We start from the raw sequence: 19,028 nt of genomic DNA on the forward strand, positions 1-19,028 counted from the left end.
ACCCCGTCGTCGGTCCGGTCAGCAGTGCACAGGGAGAGAAGCAGAATGGGAGTCCTCACACAGTCGGTGGCGGTGGAGTGCGGGGCAGACGGCACCCCGCAGGGGCTGCGCTGGAACGGGCGGGACTACGTCCTCGCAGAGCGCCCCGTGCGCTGGTTCGAGCGGCGCCGCTGGTGGGCGGAGGAGGTCCGCGCGGAGAAGGGCCGCGGCGCCGGTCTCGTCGACCACGAGATGTGGCGGTTGCAGGTCCGCCTGGCCCGGGCCGGCGCCGCGCCCCTGCAGACCCTCGACGTCGCCCACCACCTGGACTCCGGCCGGTGGCGGCTCGTGCGCGTCCACGAGCACGCCCAGGACCTGAGGCGGTCGGCATGAGCCGGGCCGCCGCGGCCGGACGCACCGCCGCACCCTTCGCCCACCTGCACGTCGCCTCCGCGTTCAGCGCCCACTACGGGGTCAGCTGGCCCGAGGACCTCGTGGCCGCCGCCGCGGCCGCGGACATGGACCTGCTGGCCTGCACCGACCGGGACGGGCTCTACGGCATGGCCAAACACGTGGGTGCCTGCCTGCGCCACGGCATCACCCCGATCGTGGGCGTGGACCTGGCCGTCCGGTGGAGCGAGGACGAGGACGCCGGCCGCGTGGTCGTGCTCGCCCGAGGAGGCTGTCATGGCTCCGGCTACCGCTCCCTGTGCGAGCTCGTCTCCGCCGCCCACGCCCGCACCACCGGGGGAGCGGCGGGCGGCAGCCCGTGGGCCAGCGTCGCCGAGCTCGCCGCCGCGGCGGCCGGCCGTGTCCCCACCGCCGCCAACCGGGACAACCCGCCCACCCCCGAGCTGTTCGTCCTCCTCGGCCCGGACTCGGACGTCGGCCGCCACCTGGCCCGCCGCCGGTACGCGGCCGGCCTCACCGCCCTGCGCCGCTGGAAGGCGGCCCTGCCCGCAGGCAGCCCCCACGCCGATGTCGTCACCCACCTCTCCGCCCCCGGCCGACGCCTCGACACCGGGCACGCCGTGAAGACCCTCCGCGCCGCCCGCCAGGCCCGCATCCCCGCCGTCCTGACCAACGCCGTGCGCTACGCGGCCCCGGACGGTGCCGCCACCGCGGACGTCCTCGACGCCGTCCGTGCCCTCAGCTCCCTCGACGCCCTCCACGACCTGCAGCCCAACGGGCAGGGCTGGCTCAAGTCCACCGCCGCCATGCACCGCATCGCCCACGAGATCGCCTTCGCCGCCGACGACCGCCCCGCCCCCCTGCTCGAGGCCACCCGCCGCCTCGCCGAGGCCTGCGCACTCGACCCCGAGACCGACCTCGGCTGGGGCGTGCCCCGCGTCCCGGAGGCCGCCGTCATCGGCATCGACGGCCCCCCGGAGCACGTGCTGCGCGAGCGCACCCGCACCGGCCTCCTCGCCCGCTACCCCCACCTCCACACCGGGGGAGGCCTCCCCGGCACCAGCCAGGCGGCCCGGGACCTGCAGGACCGCGCCGAGCACGAGCTCGGCATCATCACCCGACTCGGCTTCTCCTCCTACTTCCTCACCGTGGCCGCCGTCGTCGACCTCATCGAGGGCATGGGCATCCGCGTGGCCGCCCGCGGCTCCGGCGCCTCCTCCCTCGTCAACCACGCCCTGCGCATCTCCCATGTCGACCCCATGGCCAACGGCCTGATCATGGAGCGCTTCCTCTCCACCGACCGCTCCACCCTCCCGGACATCGACATCGACGTGGAGTCCGCCCGCCGCCACGAGATCTACCACGCCGTCGTCGAACGCTTCGGCGCCGAGCGCACCACCCTCATGAGCATGCAGAACGCCTACCGGGCCCGCGGCGCCGTCCGCGACGCCGGCCTCGCCCTCGGCATGCCCGAACCCGAGGTGGACGCCATCGCCAAGCAGCTCTGGCGCTTCTCCGCCTCGAACTTCCGCGAAGCCCTCCAGCGCATGCCCGAACTCGGCGGCCTCTCCCGCCGCATCGAGTCCGGCCGCGCCGAGGGCGACCGCCAGCTGGACCTGCTCGTCGACCTCACCGAACGCCTCGACCGCCTGCCCCGCCACATCTCCATGCACCCCTGCGGCGTCATCCTCGGCGACGCCACCCTGCTGCACCGCACCCCCGTCCAACCCTCCGGCATGGGCCTGCCCATGAGCCAGTTCGACAAGCACGACATGGACCCCATGGGCTTCCTCAAGCTCGACATCCTCGGCGTGCGCATGCAGTCCGCCATCGCCTACACGATCGCCGAGGTCGAACGCACCACGGGCGAGCGCATCGACCTCGAACAGGTGCCCCTCGACGACGACGCCACCTACGCGATGATCCGCACCACCCACACCCTCGGCTGCTTCCAGATCGAGTCCCCGGGCCAGCGCGAACTCGTCGGCAAACTCGCCCCCCGCGAGTTCAACGACCTCACCGTGGACATCTCCCTCTTCCGCCCCGGCCCCATGCAGTCCGACATGGTCCGGCCCTTCCTCGAACAGCGGCACGGCTGGGCACCCGCCCACTACCCGCACCCCGACCTGCGGCCCGTCCTCGCCGAGACCCACGGGGTCACCGTCTTCCACGAACAGGTCCTGCGCACCATGGACGTCATGACCGGCTGCGGACTGGCCCGCGCCGACGAGCACCGCCGCCTCCTCGGCGGCCCGCAGGAACACCTCGTCGAAGAGGCCTTCCGCACCGGCGCCCTCGCCCGCGGCTACTCCCTCGACGTCATCGACGAGGTCTGGGCCACCCTCTCCGCCTTCGGCTCCTTCGGCTTCTGCAAGGCCCACGGCGCCGCCTTCGCCGTCCCCACCTACCACTCCGCCTGGCTCAAGACCCACCACCCCGCCGCCTTCATGGCCGCCATCCTCGAACACGACCCCGGCATGTACCCCGCCCGCCTCATGGTCGCCGAGGCCCGCCGCATGGGCATCCCCGTCCTGCCCGTGGACGTCAACGCCTCCTCGCGCCACGTCCACGTCGAGTGGGTCCCCGCCCACCCCGAGGTCGACGACGGCGCCCCCGGCCGCTGGGGCATCCGCCTGCCCCTCACCAGCCTCTCCGGACTCAGCGAAGCCGAGACCGACCGCCTCGACGCCGGCCGCCCCTACCGCTCCCTCGCCGACGTCCGCGACCGCGCCCGCCCCACCGCCCGCAACCTCGAACGCCTCGCCCAGCTCGGCGCCCTCGACTGCCTCCTCCCACCCGGCGGCGCCTCCCGCACCGACCTCGTCCACCACCTCGAACTCCAGCACTCCACCACCCGCGGCACCGCCCCCGGCCGCACCGCCCCGCGCTCGCGGTCCGCCCGTCCACGGCAGGTGGAGGGCCAGCTGGCCCTGGACCTGCCGGACACCGAGCTCACCGCCCTCGCCCCGCTCTTCCCGGACCCGGCCCCGGCCGCCCGGGTCCGCACCGAGCTGGAGCTCACCGCCCTGGACGTCACCGCCCACCTCATGGACTCCCACGCCCCGTACCTGGACGCGCTCGGCGTCACCCGGGCGAAGGACCTGCTCGGGCTGCGCACGCAGTCCCGGGTGCTCGTGGCCGGGGTGCGCGTGGCCACCCAGACCCCGCCCATGCGCAGCGGCAAGCGGGTGGTGTTCCTCTCCGTGGACGACGGCACCGGATGCGTGGACGCCTCCTTCTTCACCGAGGCCCAGCACGCCTCCGGGGAGATGCTCTTCTCCGCCCGCCTCCTGCTGATCGAGGGCACCGTCCGGCGCACCGGCGACCGGGCCGTGTCCGTCCAGGCCGTGCGCGCCTGGGACCTGCACCGGCCCGAGACGCTCCCGGACCCCGACTACCTGGACGCCACCCGGCAGCAGTGGCGGGACTGGCTCGCGGCGGACCGCCGAGCCGCCGCCGCGCGCCGCAGCGGCCGGGCGGGCACCGGGGCGCAGCCCCTGCCGGACATCCCGCACCACGGCACGGGCGGCTGGCCCGTGAAGGTGCGTACCGACGTCGGACCGGCCGGCGGGGCCCGCCCCGGCCGCACGGCACCCGATCGGCCCGCGCCGGAGCACACCCCGATCCCGGTGCCCCACCCGGAGACGTGGGAGCTGCTGCCCACCCCGGACAGATGAGACCGCTCGCCTCCGTGCCCCGCCGTCCGGCCGCGCCCCTAGAATGGGACGCGGCCGACGGTGGCCCCCGTACGCCACCGATCCCGAAGCCAGACCTCGAAGGAGCACCGTGTCGGAGCCGAAGAACATCCTGCTGACCGTGGACGGAGAGCTGCGGGAGGTGACGCACGGCACCACCGGCCTCGACCTCTTCCGCGAGAAGCCGACCACCGCCGTGATGCGGGTGGACGGCCTGCTCTGGGACCTGGCCCGCGAGATCCCCGCCGGCGCGTCCGTCGAATCGGTGGACATCACGGAGCCCGAGGGACTCGAGGTGCTGCGGCACTCCACCGCCCACGTGATGGCCCAGGCCGTGCAGCAGCTGCGCCCGGGCGCCAAGCTCGGCATCGGCCCGTACATCACGGACGGCTTCTACTTCGACTTCGACGTCGACGAGCCCTTCACCCCCGAGGACCTCAAGCAGATCTCCTCGCTCATGCAGAAGATCGTGAAGTCCGGCCAGACCTTCCGCCGCCGCGTCGTGGACGAGGAGACCGCCCGCGCCGAGATGGCGAACGAGCCCTACAAGCTCGAGCTGCTCGGCAAGAAGGACGCCGCGGACACCGCCGGCGAGGGCGCCTCCGTGGAGGTCGGGGCCGGGGAGATCACCATCTACGACAACGTGGACCGCAAGACCGGCGACGCCGTGTGGTGCGACCTCTGCCGCGGCCCGCACCTGCCCTCCACCAAGCTCATCGGCAACGGCTTCGCGCTCACCCGCTCCGCCGCCGCCTACTGGCTCGGCAACGAGAAGAACAAGCAGCTGCAGCGCATCTACGGCACCGCCTGGGCCAGCAAGGACGACCTCAAGGCCTACCAGGAGCGCCTCGCCGAGGCCGAGCGCCGCGACCACCGCAAGCTCGGCGCCGAGCTGGATCTCTTCTCCTTCCCGGACGAGCTCGGCTCCGGCCTGCCCGTGTTCCACCCGCGCGGCGGCATCATCCGCAAGGAGATGGAGGACTACTCCCGTCGGCGCCACACCGAGGCCGGCTACGAGTTCGTCTACACCCCGCACATCACCAAGCAGCACCTCTACGAGGTGTCCGGCCACCTCGACTGGTACGCGGACGGCATGTTCCCGCCCATGCACATCGACGAGGTCCGTGATCCCGAGACCGGCGAGATCACGCGCCAGGGGCAGAACTACTACCTCAAGCCGATGAACTGCCCCATGCACAACCTGATCTACCGCTCCCGCGGCCGGTCCTACCGTGAGCTGCCGCTGCGGCTGTTCGAGTTCGGCTCCGTGTACCGGTACGAGAAGTCCGGCGTGGTCCACGGGCTCACGCGCGTGCGCGGCATGACCCAGGACGACGCCCACATCTACTGCACCCGCGAGCAGATGAAGGAGGAGCTGACCACCACGCTCAACTTCGTCCTCGACCTGCTCAAGGACTACGGCCTCAACGACTTCTACCTCGAGCTCTCCACGAAGGACCCGGAGAAGTTCGTCGGCTCCGACGAGATCTGGGAGGAGGCCACCCGCACCCTCGCCGAGGTCGCGGAGGCCTCCGGTCTGCAGCTCGTCCCGGATCCGGGCGGCGCCGCGTTCTACGGCCCGAAGATCTCGGTCCAGGCCCGGGACGCCATCGGCCGTACGTGGCAGATGTCCACCATCCAGCTGGACTTCAACCTGCCCGAGCGCTTCGACCTCGAGTACCAGGCCGCCGACGGCACCCGTCAGCGCCCCGTGATGATCCACCGCGCCCTCTTCGGCTCCATCGAGCGCTTCCTGGGCGTCCTCACCGAGCACTACGCCGGCGCGTTCCCGGCCTGGCTTGCCCCGGAGCAGGTCGTGGCCATCCCGGTGGCCGAGGCATTCAACGACTACCTGGACGACGTCGTCGCGAAGCTGCGCGCCGAGGGGATCCGGGCGCGCCTGGACGACTCCTCGGACCGCTTCCCGAAGAAGATCCGCACCGCGGCCAAGGAGAAGGCGCCGTTCGTGCTGATCGCCGGCGGCGAGGACAGGGAGGCGGGCGCCGTGTCCTTCCGCTTCCGCGACGGCACCCAGGACAACGGCGTGCCGGTGGAGGAGGCGATCGAACGCATCGTGAAGGCGGTGCGCGAGCGCGAGGTCACCCCATGACCAGCCCCGGCACCGGCGGATCCGACGCGCGGGCGCAGGCCCGCGCGTCGGCGGACGCCGCCGCCACGGACGGCTTCGAGCTGCCCGGCGCCCCGGACGCCTTCGAGCGGTTCTGGAACGCCCACCGCATGGCGTACGTGTCCAAGGGGACGGGCCAGGTCAAGGACGAGCACACCTGCCCGTTCTGCGCGGCCCCGCAGCGCGACGATGAGGACTCCCTCATCGTCCACCGCGGCCGCACCGCCTACGTGGTGCTGAACCTGTACCCGTACAACCCCGGTCACCTGCTCGTCTGCCCCTACCGCCACGTGCCCCTGTACACGGACACCACCACGGAGGAGGTCGCCGAGATGGCGGAGCTGACCCAGACGGCGATGCTGGCCCTCGGCCAGGCCGCCGGCGCGTCCGGCTACAACCTCGGCATGAACCAGGGGGCGGTGGCCGGCGCCGGGATCGCAGCCCATCTGCACCAGCACGTGGTGCCGCGGTGGACCGGCGACGGCAACTTCCTGCCGATCATCGCCCGGACCAAGAACATGTCGCAGACCCTGGGGGAGACCCGGCAGATCCTCGCGGACGTCTGGGACCGGGCCGCCCAGGACCACGGTGTGCGCCAGGCGGCCAACGCCCGTGCCGCGGCCGAGCATCCTCGCCCGGGGGCCGGAGACCCCGCCTGATGCTGGACCGTCACGCGCGCGGCGTCACCACCCGCCTGTTCACCCCGGTGGCCCGTACGCTCCTGCGGGCCGGGGTCAGTCCGGACACCGTGACGGTCGTCGGCACGCTCGGCGTGAGCCTGGGCGCGCTCGTGCTCTTCCCCCTGGGGCACCTGTTCTGGGGCACGCTCTTCATCACCGCGTTCGTGTTCTCGGACCTGGTGGACGGGATCATGGCGCGCGAGGCCGGGTCCACCGGCCGCTGGGGCGCGTTCCTCGACTCCACCCTGGACCGCGTGCAGGACGCGGCCGTGTTCCTCGGGCTGTGCCTGTGGGGCTTCGGCGTCGGCGCCGCACCCGCGGTCGGCGCGCTCTCCGGGGCCTGCCTCGCCCTGGGCATGCTCGTCTCCTATGTGCGTGCCAAGGCGGAGGCCCTCGGCTGGAGCGCGCACGTGGGCATCGCCGAGCGCGCCGAACGGCTCGTGGTCACCCTCGTGGTCGCCGGTCTCACCGGCCTCGGTCTGCCCCCGGTCGTCCTGGCCGTCACCTTGGGGCTGCTCGCTGCCGCGTCCCTGGTCACCGTCGGCCAGCGCATGGCCGCGGTGCGCCGCCAGGCGCGCGACGACGCCTGACCGGCCCGGCCGCAGGACCCGCCCGTCAGCCCGCCGCGATCTCCGCGACGACGGCGCCCGTCACCTGCACGAGGTCGGCGGGCGCGATCTCCACATCCAGGCCGCGTTGCCCGCCGGAGACGTACATGAGCTCCGCGTCGAGAGCGGAGGAGTCCAGGACGACGGGGTGGGGCCGGCGCTGGCCCAGGGGCGAGACGCCACCCCGCACGTAGCCGGTCCGGCGTTCGACGACGGCCAGATCGGCCAGGGCGAGCCGCTTGACGCCCAGCACCGCGGCGGCGGCCCGCAGGTCCAGCTGACCGGACACGGGCACCACGCACGCCGCGAGCGCACCGTCGGGGTCCGCCACCATCAGCGTCTTGAACAGTCGGTCGGCGGGCACGCTGAGCGCCCGGGCGACCTGGACGCCGAACCGCTCGCCGCCGGCGTCGAGGGCCACGTCGAAGGTGTGCAGCCGGTACGGGACCCCGGCGGCCTCGAGAGCGGCGACGGCCGGCGTGGCCGCCCCGTTCCGGGCGCCGCGATCCTTCTTGCGCTGGCCCACGGCGGACTCAGGCGATCCCGGCCTGCTCGCGGACGTTGCGCTTGATGCGGCCGAGCATGGCGGACATGCCGCGCAGGCGCAGGGGGGTGAGGGCCTTGGCCAGGCCGAGGCGGGTGGGGATGTCTTCGGGCACGTCCACGACCTCGAGGGCGCTCAGCCCGTCCAGGCCCTGGGTGAGCACGGAGGCGAAGCCGCGCGTGGTGGGCGCCTCCGGGGGAGCGGTGATGAAGAGGCGGACCGGGGCCTGCGGGCCGGGCTCACCCTCGAGTTCGACGGCCAGGAACAGCGGGGTCTGACACTCCACGACCTGCTCCATCTCGGCCTCGTGGCCGTCGTAGCGCTCCGGCAGCGCCGGCAGCTCGTCCGAGAACTCCAGCAGCAGCTCGAGCTTCTCGGGATCGGGCACCCCGGCGAAGTCGTCGATGATCTCGGCCAGGGCGGCGGGCACGGCGTGGTTCTCGGTCATGGTGTCCCAGTCTAGTGATCCACGCCGTGCCGGGGGCTCAGCGCGCGGGGGCCTCGCCCGGCTCTTCGCCGACGGCGATCGGCAGGCGCACGGCGTTGCCCCACTCGGTCCAGGAGCCGTCGTAGTTGCGGACGTCCTCGTGGCCGAGCAGGTACTTGAGCACGAACCAGGTGTGGGAGGAGCGCTCGCCGATGCGGCAGTAGGCGATCACGTCGTCACCCTCCCGCAGCCCGGCGTCGGTGCGGTAGACCTGCTCCAGCTCGGCGCGGGACTTGAAGGTGCCGTCCTCGTTGGCCGCGGACGCCCACGGCACGGACGCCGCCGTGGGGATGTGGCCGCCGCGCAGGGTGCCCTCCTGCGGGTAGCCGGCCATGTGCGTGGTCTCGCCCGTGTACTCGGGACGGGAGCGGACGTCGATCAGCGGGGTGGTCCCGATGGCCTGCAGGACGTCCTCGCGGGCGGCGCGATCGGTGTGGTCGTCGCGCTCGATCACCGGGTACTCCGCGCGGGCCACGGTCGGGACCTCGCGGGTGGTCTCGCGTCCCTCCGCGATCCACTTGTCACGGCCGCCGTCCATCAGGCGCAGGTCCTCATGGCCGTAGAGGGTGAACACCCACAGCGCGTAGGCGGCCCACCAGTTGGACTTGTCGCCGTAGAACACCACGGTGGTGTCCCGGGAGATCCCCTTGGAGGCGGCGAACTCGGCGAAGGCCTCGGGGCCGACGAAGTCGCGGGTGACGGGGTCGTTGAGCTCGGTGTGCCAGTCGACGCGCTGGGCGCCGGGGATGTGGCCGGTGGAGTAGAGGAGAGCGTCCTCGTTGGACTCGAGGACCACGACGTCCTCGTCGCCGACATGGTCGGCGACCCACTGCGTGGACACCAGCTTCTCGGGGTGGGCGTACTCGGAGAACTTCGCGGCGGTATCGGTCATGGCACTGCCTTCCTTCGCGTCGGGGCGGGCCCGCACGGGCCCGGGGCGGGCGGCACGACGACGGCGGGTTCCGTGTCCGTGCCCTGCGCGACAGATTACGGCACATCGGTGTCACGTAAGAGGGTAGGGGCCCCTCAGTCCGGGACACGCGAGGTCACATGGGTCGGGTCCGCGGCCCGGTAGCATGGCCCGGAATCCCCGTCGTCGACCCTGGGAGTGTCCCGTGGCTCAGATCGTCCACCTCGCCGACCGTTCGCCGCAGGTCACCCCGGACCAGCTGCTGGCCGGCTTCCACCCGTCGTACCGCTTCGGCACGGTGTCCTTCGACACCTACATCCCGGACCCCGCGCACCCCTCGCAGGCACAGGCCGTGGAGCGGCTGCGCCGGTTCGCGGCAGACCTCGGCCGGGGCGGTTCGGGCGGCGGGTTCCTCGGCGGCCTGTTCGGCGGGAAGAAGCGGGCGGCAGGGCCGGCCGGCATTTACCTCGACGGCGGCTTCGGCGTCGGCAAGACCCACCTGCTGGCCTCGACGTGGCACGCGGCCCCCGGGCCCAAGGCGTTCGGCACGTTCGTGGAGTACACCAACCTCGTGGGCGCCCTGTCCTTCCGCAAGGCGGTGGACGAGCTCAAGGAGTACACCCTCGTGTGCATCGACGAGTTCGAGCTCGACGACCCGGGGGACACCGTGCTGATGTCCCGCCTCATGCGCGAGCTGGCCGACGCCGGCGTGCGCCTGGTGGCGACCTCCAACACCCTGCCGGGCTCGCTCGGCGAGGGGCGCTTCGCGGCGCAGGACTTCAAGCGCGAGATCCAGGTCCTGGCCGACCAGTTCGAGGTCATCCGCGTGGACGGCGAGGACTACCGCCACCGCGGCCTCTCCGCCGCCCCGTCGCCGCTGGACGACGCCGCCGTCGAGGCCACCGCCCAGGAGAACTTCCCCGACGCGGGTGTGCTCGCCGTGGACGACTTCGCGGACCTCACCGCGATGCTCTCCCGCGTGCATCCCTCCCGCTACCGCGAGCTCGTCAAGGACGTGGACGTGCTCGCCCTCCACGACGTGCACACCATCACGGAGCAGGCCACGGCCCTGCGCTTCGTGGTGTTCGCGGATCGCCTGTACGACAAGGACGTGCCCGTCCTCGCCTCCGGTGTGCCCTTCGACGCCCTGTTCACGCAGGAGATGATGCACGGCGGCTACATGAAGAAGTACTTCCGCACGGTCTCCCGCATGACCGCCCTGGTCCGGGAGGGCCAGACGGGGGTGGCCGAGCACAAGTGAGCCACCGCCCCTGACCGGCACGACGACGGCGCGCACCGAGGCGGGTGCGCGCCGTCGCCGTGTGCGGGGCCGGGTCAGCGTGCGTCGCGGAAGTACAGCGCCGCCCGCTTGCCCGGCAGCTCGACCTCCCGGTCCACCGTGAAGCCCAGAGCCCGGGCGGTCTTCACGGCCCGCGTGTTGCGGACGTCCGGCTCGATCACGAGCCGACGCGTGCCGGGGCGTGCGCCCAACCAGTCCACAATGCTCCGGTAGGCCGTGGCGCGGGCGCGCCCCTGCAGGCCGCCGGGGGCGGTGATGAAATGGAATCCGAGGTCCCCGTCCCGCACCTCGTAGGCGCCGCCGACCTCCTCCGCGCGAGGGTCGTAGGTCTGCACGAGGGCCACGAGGGTCCCGCCGTGCCACACGAGGTGGTTCGCGTGGGTGGGCTGGAACTCGAGGAAGTCGTAGACCTCCTCGACGTCCTGCACGCTGTGCCCGCGCATCCCGTAGAACTCCGCCCGCGGCTCCGTGACGAGTGCGTGGATCAGCGGGGCGTCCAGGGCCGGGCGGACGCGCGTCATGGTCAGGCCCAACGCCCCGACGCCGACCTCGGCCACGATGCGTCCCGGAGGGGCCCCGCCGGGGACGGAGCGGGCGGGTGCGACGCCGCTGCCGGCGGACGGGGGGACGGGACGGGACGGCACGGGCAGCAGGCGGCCGGCGGCCCACGCGTCCAGCTGATCCGTCACGTGCCCGCCTCCGAGACCGGAGGCGCCGAACGGGACGACCCACCGGCTGCGGGTGCGGTCGCCGAGGTCGAACACGACCCGGGCCACCGGCCCGCGGTGGGTGCCGACGGCCAGGCCGGGGGCGTGCGAGGTGGCGCAGACCGCGTCCGCGGTGCCGCCCACCCGGACGGACCCGATCGTGTCGAGCACGTCGGCGAGCCCCGGCACGTCCGGCCCGCCGGGATGCTCGTGCGTGAACAGGAACGGGGTCAGGGCATGCGCCTCGCCCCAGGTCCGGGCCGCGCCGTCGGGGCCCGGCGGCTCGGCGGCGTCGTCGACGGCGGCGACGGCGGCCCGCACGAGGTCCCTCGTCGACGCTGTGATCCCCAGGGCCGCGCGCAGCGGCTCCGGCCCGCGCTCGGCGAGCGCCGCGCCGACCCATGCGGCGGCGTCGCCCCACGGTGCCCACGGGCCGCCGAGCAGGGCCCGCGAGGCGGGCGGCAGGTGCGCGATCAGGGCGGCGGCCACCTCGTGCTCCACGAGGAGCCACCAGCGGGCCGCGGCCGATCCGGCGGCGGCGTCGCCGGCCCACGCCGGGACGGACTCCGCGGCCAGCACGCCGTCCGCGACGAGCGCGTCGACGGCGTCGGCGAGCCAGGCCCGCGGCGCGCCCGGGGTCCGGGTGTCCGTCTGCAGGGCGGCCATCGCGTCCACGGTCCGCTCCTGCGGTGCCAGCGCCTCGAGGGCCTCCCGGATGCGGCGGGACCGCCACGGCGCGCACGCGTCCACGGTGAGGCAGGCGGTGTCCGGGTGGGGCTCGTTGGCCGCCACCACGACGTCGTCCGCCGCGGCCGGCGCGGGCCAGCGCACCCAGCGCTGATCGAGGGACCCGTCGGCGGAGCCCCGGCCCAGCGCGGAGGCCCGCGCCGCACCCCAGGCCGAGCGTCGATCCCGGCGCCGCACGGCCCCGGCGTGCCGGGTGAGCACCGTCCGCCGGTCCGCGACGATCACGCGATTGACCGGCTCGACGTGCCCGTCCAGCACCGCGCAGGCCTCCGCGGCGCTCGCGGCCGTGAGCAGCCGGCGCGCGCTCGGCAGGCCGGTGTCGGCGCGGTCCCAGGCGGGGAACCGCATGCTCACCGGTCCGGCGCCGGGCACGTCCACGAGCCGCCCGCGCGGGGTGTGGGCCACCCGCACGTCCACGGGGTCGCCGCCGCGCACGTGCACCCGCTCGGTCCGGGCGTCGAGGACCTCCGGCCCCTCGGGGGCGTCCTCGAGGACCATCTCGAGCGAGGACACCATCGCCGAGGTCGTCACCCACGCGACGTGCTCGGACTGCCCCACATGCGGGACGCCCGGCACACCGGGGAAGGCCAGGCCGACGACGTCGACGCGGTCCCGGGGACGCTCGGCCTCCACCACGAGGCGCACCTGCTGGTAGACGCCGGGCAGCTCGAGCAGCCGGTGCGGGTCGGCGGCCACGAGCGGAGCGCCCTCGGCGCCGACGCGCACCGCCCAGGCGTTCGAGCCGTCCGCGTCGGGGCGCGGCGAGATCAGCGCCGCGGCGAGCGCGGGGAAGCGCTCGGCCAGCAGGGTGCGGAACAGGGCGGCCGGCGCGTTGGTCAGCCAGACGTTGTAGCCCAGGTGCAGGGCGAGCGCCGTGTGCGGGTCGAACGGCAGCGGCTTCACCCCGTGGGCGGCGAACTCGGGCGCGCGCCGGGCCCCGGCGTCCAGCCCCGCGTTCACGCCGTCGGCGAACCGGGTGAACCAGGCCCGGTCCTCCGCGTCGTCGAGGGCGTCGAACGCCCGGCGGGCCGCGCCGTCCAGGTCCATCTGCCGGGCGGCGACGTCGTTCGCCACCGCCGGCGGGCCGAACACCTCGGCGCCCATGCCGGTGACCCGGCGGTGCTCGCAGTCGACCTGCCAGGCCCGCTCCGTCGCCACGTGCCACCCCTGGAGGTAGGCCAGCTCGGGCAGGGACGCGGCCACGAGCGTCGGCACGCCGTGCGCGTCCCGGTGGCAACGGCCCGCCACGTCACCCGTCGCCGTCCCGGTCCACGCGTCCGCGCTCATGCCGCGGCGTCCTGCCGGAGCTCCGCCAGCGCGCGGCGCAGCGGCGCGGCCACCGGGTTGGCCAGGCGACCGGCGTAGAGCAGCGAGCCCGACGGGTCCGTCAGGTCCACCATCTGCGTGGCGTTCCGCAGCTGCAACCGGTTCAGGCACGAGTGCGCGAAGTCCTCCGCGTCCAGGCCGAGGCGCTCCACATCCGCGAGCCCCAGGGCCGTGTACTCGGCGAGGACCCGCCCCACCACGGCGTAGAACTCCTCCGCCGGCAGCAGGGCGTCCGCGTCCATCACGTCGGCCAGATGGCGCAGCACGCCGTCCAGCATGTCCGTGAAGAAGGAGAGGGAGAGGTCCTCGTCGGTGAGGTCGATGCGGATGCGCCGGGTCTGCTCCGTGAGCGGGACGCCGTCCGCGCCGACCACCACCTCCTCCCCGATGTCCTTGAGGAAGGCGCCGGTGACCCGTCCCTCCCGCAGGCGGAGCACGATGTTCTCCCCGTGGGGCATGAACACGGTCGAGTAGGCGGCGGCCAGATGCACCAGCGGGGTCACGTAGGCCGTCACCACCCCGTGCAGCCACTGCGCCGCCGTCAGCCCCGAGCGCTCCACGAGCGCCCCCGCCACGGAGCGGCCCCCGCCGTCCCGGTGCAGCAGCGCCGCCATGGTCATGACCCGCTCGCCCTCCGCCAGGCGCGGCAGCGGACTCTCCCGCCACAGGGCGGCGAGCATCTTCGTGCGAGGGCCCTTCGAGCCCACGGCATGGAAGGCGTCCCCGGTGTACCCGGCCGAGGCGTACTCCCGCAGCACCCCGAAGCCCCACCTCGCGAGCAGGGGGTCGGAGTCCACGAGGTCGGCCACCACCGCGTTGATCGCCGGGGTGACGGACATGTACGCGGGGGAGAGGCCGCGCACGAACCCCATGTTCTGCACGGACAACGCCGTCTTCAGCTGCGGGGCGTGCGGGTCGCTCGCGTTGAACAGGGTGCGCACCGCCTGCATGGCCGTGAACGCGTCCGGGTCTTCGCCCACGTGCACCAGCCGCCCCGCGGCGAGGTCGGGGGCGAACGCCACCTGGATCCGGTGCTCCCACTGCCACGGGTGCACCGGGATCAGCGTGTACGCCTCCGGATCGACGTCGAGCGCCGCCGCCCGCTCCGCCCACAGGCCCGCCACCGCCTCGGTGATCGGCGGGGGCGGCGCCGGCACGGCGGCGCCCGCGCTCGCGGTCTTGGGCCAGGTCCACCGTCCCCCGAGCTCGGAGGGGAACGCGAGCCACACCGGGTGCAGCGCCCGCCCGCCCTCGGGGGCGAACATCGCGTACTCCGTGGCCCCCCAGCCGATGCGGCCGTTGGTGGCCACGAAGCCCGGGTGTCCCTCGCTCATGGCGGCCTCCACCGCCGTGTAGTCCGCGTCCACCAGGTCGGCGGCGGACGGGCGCTCGCCGGCCAGGGTGTGGCACCGGGCGGCGAAGGTGGAGGCGAGCTCCTCGAGATAGACGTCCAGCGCCTCGCCGGCCAGCCCGAGCACCTCGGCCGCGTCGAGGACGAAGCGGTCGACGGCCACCGCGTCCGGATCCCCGGCACGGCACACCGAGTCCGGATCCACGCCGAGGTGCTCGAGCGGGAGGGCACGCGCGGTGAACGTCCACCGCACCCCGCCCAGGGTGAGCGTGTAGGCGTGGCGGCCGGCGTCGTCGACCCGCTCGCCGCGCACCGGCGTCAGGAGCCGCTCATGGGTGAACTCGCGGATCGCCTTGGCGACGAGCAGCCGGTGGGCGTGCCGGGCGGTCGGCGCCGTCAGCGCGTCCAGGCGGGACGGGGAGGACGGGGGGACGGGGGTCATGCGGACACCTGCCTGTCGGGGGTGAGGAGGAGCGGGGGCTCGGGGAGGGTGAGGTCCAGCCCGGCGGCGAGGACGCCGATCCGGCTGGCAGTGAAGGACTCGGGCGTGGCGATCGAGAGCATCGCCGTCTTGGATCCCAGCGCCACGGGACCGAGCTCCGTGAACCCGGCGGCCAGGTTCTTCGCCCGGATGGCGGCGTTGCGCTCGTCCGGCTCGACGACGACGCGCCGCGCCCCCGGCTGGGCCAGGCACCAGCGCACCACCGCGGCCATCACCAGGTCCGTGGTCCCGGGCACCGGGGTGTCCGTCGGGGCGACGAGCACGTGCAGGCCGATGTCGCCGGGCGCGCCCGCATACCGTCCGGCCAGCTCCGAGTGGGCCGGGTCGTAGACCTCCACCAGGAAGGTCGCGGTCCCGTCCACGAGCCCCACGTGCGCGTGGTGGTGCGGGTGCGCGGCGATCGCCTCGTACTCGGCCACGACGTCGGCCAGGCCCGCCTCCGTCATCTCCCAGTACACGGCGTGCGGGGACGTCACCCACCGGTGCAGCAGCGGATGGTCCTGCGCGCCCACGGGACGGAGCTCCACACGACGGGCCGCGCTCGCGGCCGCACCGTCCACGGTGGTCTGCGGCGGCGTCACGGCGCTCACCGGACGCCCGCCGCGACGGCACCGAAGTCCTGGAACGCGATCGACTCGGCCTGCGCGTAGACCTCGCGGCCGGCGATCGTGCTGAGGATGCGGCCGCTGTGCTCCGCCGCCATGCCCAGGTCCGGGCCGGTGAGCCCCAGGGGCTGTTCGGCGGTGTTGTGCACGAAGATCCGGCGGCCGCTCACGTCGATCGCGTGGTCCGCGTTCGCCGTCGTCCGACCGTCCTCCACGCGCAGCAGGTGCCGCACCGGCTCCAGGAACGGATGGTCCGGGTGGCGGTAGCCCGTGCCCGCGACGACGCGGTCCACCACGTGCCGCGCGGTCACCCCGGTCTCCTCATCGCGCAGGGTGACCTCCACCCGGGGCGCGCCCTGGCCCGCGACCAGGCGGGCGTCCGCCACCGACGTGCCCGGCCACAGCCGGGCCGGGTCCAGCGGACCCACCTGGCGTTCGTACAGCGCGTGGTAGACGTCCTCGATCGTGTGCTCGCTGATCCCCTTGTACAGGGACCGGTGGGACGCGTTGATCTCATCCCGCCGCGCCCGGGGCAGAGTGGCGAAGTGCCGCTCATAGTCCAGCGAGGTCAGCTCGAGCGTCAGCTGGCCGACCTCCATGCCGAAGAACCGGGGTGAGCGCGTGACCCACGTGAGGTCCGGGTGGCCCGCGTTCAGCAGGTCCAGGGCGCACTCCGCCGCCGACTGACCGCTGCCCACCACCAGGACCGACCCGGCCTCAACGATGTCCTCGCGACGGCCCATGTACTCGCCCGTGTGCACCACGGGGGACGCGCCGACCCGGACCGCCTCCTCCGCGACGCGCGCGAGCGGCGCGGGCAGGGATGGCACCGTGCCCGTGCCCACCACCACGTGGTCGGCCCGGTGCGTGCTGGTCCCGGCCGCGGAGGCCGCCTCCACCACGAACTCGTCCGCCTGCTCGTCCCACCGCACCGCCGTCACCGTGGTCCCGTAGGCGATGCCGGGCAGCTGGGCTGCCACCCACGCGCAGTAGTCCGAGAACTCCCGCCGCAGCGGGTACCAGGAACCCCGGATGTAGAAGCGGTGAAGCCGGCCCATCGCCTTGAGATACGCCAGGAACGAGTACGGGGAGGTCGGGTCCGCGAACGTCACCAGGTCAGCGAGGAACGGCACCTGGATCTGCGCGCCCGGCAGCATCATGCCCGGGTGCCACACGAACGCGTCGCGGCTCTCCACCACCTCCACCTCGACGTCGGGCAGCGGGTGGGCCAGCGCGGCCAGGCTCAGGTCGAACGGGCCCAGCCCGATCGCGAGCACGCGGCGGGGGGACGTGGACGCCGGGCTCATGCGCACACCTGCTCTCCGTGCTCAACCACGCGCGCCGCGGACGGACGGGGTCCCGCCGACGAGGGAAGCGTGCAGGACACGGAGGCCGACGGGGCATGCGGACGGTTCCGCCCCGCCCCGCGCCTCCGGTGACGGCCGGCCCGCACCGCGTCGGCGTGCCGCAGCGCCGCCTCCTCCACGACGTCGACCAGCGCCTCCAGCTCGCCCGAGGTGACCGCGGGGTTCAGGATCGTGAACTTCAGATGGGGCACCCCGTCCACCACCGTCGTCGCGATCAGCGCGCGCCCGCCGGCCACCAGCTCCCGGTGCATCGCCGCCTGCACCGCCGTGCACTCCTCCTCCGACAGTCCCTCGGCCCGCACCCGGAACAGCACCGTCACCAGCGTCGGATCCTCCAGCACCGCGAACATCGGCCGGGCCCGCAGGATCCCGCACGCCTGCCGCGTGCGCTCGCGCGCCCCCGCGAACAGGGACGCCACCGCCTCGGCCCCATGCTCACGCAGCGTCAGCCACAGCTTGAGCGAATCGAACCGGCGGCTCGTCTGCAGCGACCGATCCGCCAAGTTCGGATGGACGCTGTCCTCCGGGTTCAGGTAATCCGCGTGCACCGTCACATGGCGCAGGCTCTCGGCATCCCGCACCACCAGCGCGCTGCAGGCCAGCCCCACGTAGAACGTCTTGTGGAAGTCCATCGTCACCGAGTCCGCACGGTGCAGTGCCGGCAGCTCGTGGCGCGTCGCCGCGCTCGCGGCGAGGATCCCGCCCACGGCCGCGTCCGCATGGACCCACATCCCGTGGCGTTCGGCGACGTCGGCGATGGCCGGCAGCCGGTCGATGGCGCCGCGGTCGGTGGTCCCCAGCGTCGCGACGACGGCCATCGGCACGGCACCGGCGGCCACCTCACGCTCGACCGCCGCGGCCAGGGCCCCGGGGTCCAGGCGCCCGGCGGCGTCGGTGGGGACGACGACCACGGCGTGGCGGCCCAGCCCGAGCAGGCCGGCTGCCTTGGCGATGCTGTAGTGCGTGGCCGCGCTGACGAAGACGCGCAGCGAGCCGAGCACCTCGGCGGGCAGGTCGGCGAGCCCGGCGTGGCCGGTGAGACGCTGCACGGCGCGGCCGCGGGCCAGCGTCATGGCCTGCAGGTTGGAGGCCGACCCTCCGGAGGTGAAGACGCCGTCGCCCGCGGCGAACCCGCACCAGCGTCCGACCTCGGCCAGGAGCCGCTGCTCCATGAGCGCCGCGGAGCGGGCCTGGTCCCAGGACTCGACCGCCGTGTTGAGCGCCCCGAGCACGGTGTCCGCTGCGGTGCTGGAGAGCAGAACCGGGCAGTTGAGGTGAGCGGCATAGCGCGGGTGGTGGTAGGCGGTGGTCTGGTGGGCGTAGAGCTCCGCGACCTCGGCGAGGGCGTCGTCGAGGCTGCCCGTCGGCTGCGAGAAGTCGACGGCGCCGACGGCGTCGGCCAGGTGCGTCGACGGGGTGTCCGGGTGGACCCCCGCGCGGTCGTAGGCGGTGTCGACGGCCACCCGGGCCGCCCTGCCGGTGGCGTCGAGGTAGGCGGCGGGATCGCCGAGTCCGAACAGGCGAGGGAGCATGGGAGGGCCTTCCGTGAGGGGGTCGTCGGCTCCGGGCGGCGTGCGCCACGGACGTCCCGCACAGTAGGGAAGCCTTACCTAAGAAAGCAAATACGCAACAATGACGTGACGTATTCAAAGGGAGGACTCCAGCAAAGGTGAGGCTCACC

14 protein-coding genes are annotated in these 19,028 nt (G+C 73.9%); 6 read left to right on the forward strand and 8 right to left on the reverse strand.

Annotation, left to right across the window (positions count from 1 at the left end):
* Positions 1-45: 45 nt before the first annotated feature.
* The 5 genes from O3T09_RS11070 to pgsA all read left to right on the forward strand — a co-directional run bounded on the left by O3T09_RS11070 (position 46) and on the right by pgsA (position 7,483).
* Positions 46-372, forward strand: coding sequence for a DUF6504 family protein (locus O3T09_RS11070; protein ID WP_036338972.1), 327 nt, complete (start codon positions 46-48; stop codon positions 370-372).
* The gene (locus tag O3T09_RS11075) at positions 369-4,067 is read left to right on the forward strand and encodes a DNA polymerase III subunit alpha (protein WP_144818450.1); all 3,699 of its coding nucleotides are present in this window, start codon (positions 369-371) and stop codon (positions 4,065-4,067) included. Before O3T09_RS11070 ends, O3T09_RS11075 begins: the two co-directional genes overlap by 4 nt.
* A gap of 109 nt (positions 4,068-4,176) precedes the next feature.
* The gene (gene thrS, locus O3T09_RS11080) at positions 4,177-6,195 is read left to right on the forward strand and encodes a threonine--tRNA ligase (RefSeq protein ID WP_036340809.1); all 2,019 of its coding nucleotides are present in this window, start codon (positions 4,177-4,179) and stop codon (positions 6,193-6,195) included.
* On the forward strand, positions 6,192-6,872 hold the full coding sequence (locus tag O3T09_RS11085; protein ID WP_144919265.1) for an HIT family protein: 681 nt from the start codon (positions 6,192-6,194) through the stop codon (positions 6,870-6,872). The genes thrS and O3T09_RS11085 overlap by 4 nt, the downstream gene beginning before the upstream one ends.
* A complete protein-coding gene (gene pgsA / locus O3T09_RS11090) occupies positions 6,872-7,483 on the forward strand; it encodes a phosphatidylinositol phosphate synthase (protein WP_144825979.1) in 612 nt (203 codons plus the stop codon). Before O3T09_RS11085 ends, pgsA begins: the two co-directional genes overlap by 1 nt.
* Before the next feature lie 25 nt (positions 7,484-7,508).
* Here pgsA and O3T09_RS11095 read toward each other — a convergent pair whose 3' ends face one another.
* Genes O3T09_RS11095 through O3T09_RS11105 form a run of 3 tightly spaced genes read right to left on the reverse strand, consistent with a single transcriptional unit; the run spans position 7,509 to position 9,424 of the window.
* A complete protein-coding gene (locus tag O3T09_RS11095; RefSeq protein ID WP_269295549.1) occupies positions 7,509-8,027 on the reverse strand; it encodes an aminoacyl-tRNA deacylase in 519 nt (172 codons plus the stop codon).
* A gap of 7 nt (positions 8,028-8,034) precedes the next feature.
* On the reverse strand, positions 8,035-8,493 hold the full coding sequence (locus O3T09_RS11100; RefSeq protein ID WP_020624761.1) for a SufE family protein: 459 nt from the start codon (positions 8,491-8,493) through the stop codon (positions 8,035-8,037).
* Positions 8,494-8,530: 37 nt separating this feature from the next.
* A complete protein-coding gene (locus tag O3T09_RS11105; RefSeq protein ID WP_144818452.1) occupies positions 8,531-9,424 on the reverse strand; it encodes a sulfurtransferase in 894 nt (297 codons plus the stop codon).
* Positions 9,425-9,647: 223 nt separating this feature from the next.
* Between O3T09_RS11105 and zapE the strand changes: the two genes are divergently transcribed.
* Positions 9,648-10,703 (forward strand): cell division protein ZapE, encoded by a 1,056-nt coding sequence (zapE, locus tag O3T09_RS11110; RefSeq protein WP_036340820.1) that lies wholly within the window; start codon positions 9,648-9,650, stop codon positions 10,701-10,703.
* A gap of 74 nt (positions 10,704-10,777) precedes the next feature.
* Here zapE and O3T09_RS11115 read toward each other — a convergent pair whose 3' ends face one another.
* From O3T09_RS11115 to O3T09_RS11135, 5 genes are read right to left on the reverse strand one after another with little or no spacing between them, the layout of a single operon-like run.
* Positions 10,778-13,483 carry a GNAT family N-acetyltransferase gene (locus O3T09_RS11115; protein ID WP_269295550.1) on the reverse strand — a complete coding sequence of 902 codons (2,706 nt, stop codon included), beginning with the start codon at positions 13,481-13,483 and terminating at the stop codon, positions 10,778-10,780.
* Positions 13,480-15,315: an IucA/IucC family protein gene (locus tag O3T09_RS11120; protein ID WP_144818456.1), complete on the reverse strand. Its 1,836-nt coding sequence runs from the start codon at positions 15,313-15,315 to the stop codon at positions 13,480-13,482. The genes O3T09_RS11115 and O3T09_RS11120 overlap by 4 nt, the downstream gene beginning before the upstream one ends.
* Positions 15,312-15,956: a GNAT family N-acetyltransferase gene (locus tag O3T09_RS11125; protein WP_227717895.1), complete on the reverse strand. Its 645-nt coding sequence runs from the start codon at positions 15,954-15,956 to the stop codon at positions 15,312-15,314. Before O3T09_RS11125 ends, O3T09_RS11120 begins: the two co-directional genes overlap by 4 nt.
* A gap of 5 nt (positions 15,957-15,961) precedes the next feature.
* A complete protein-coding gene (locus tag O3T09_RS11130) occupies positions 15,962-17,287 on the reverse strand; it encodes a lysine N(6)-hydroxylase/L-ornithine N(5)-oxygenase family protein (RefSeq protein WP_036313286.1) in 1,326 nt (441 codons plus the stop codon).
* The gene (locus tag O3T09_RS11135; RefSeq protein WP_051995184.1) at positions 17,284-18,879 is read right to left on the reverse strand and encodes a pyridoxal phosphate-dependent decarboxylase family protein; all 1,596 of its coding nucleotides are present in this window, start codon (positions 18,877-18,879) and stop codon (positions 17,284-17,286) included. Before O3T09_RS11135 ends, O3T09_RS11130 begins: the two co-directional genes overlap by 4 nt.
* Positions 18,880-19,028 lie beyond the last annotated feature (149 nt).

The organism is Micrococcus sp. H39-S4 (assembly GCF_027158145.1).
GTDB classification, from domain to species: domain Bacteria; phylum Actinomycetota; class Actinomycetes; order Actinomycetales; family Micrococcaceae; genus Micrococcus; species Micrococcus luteus.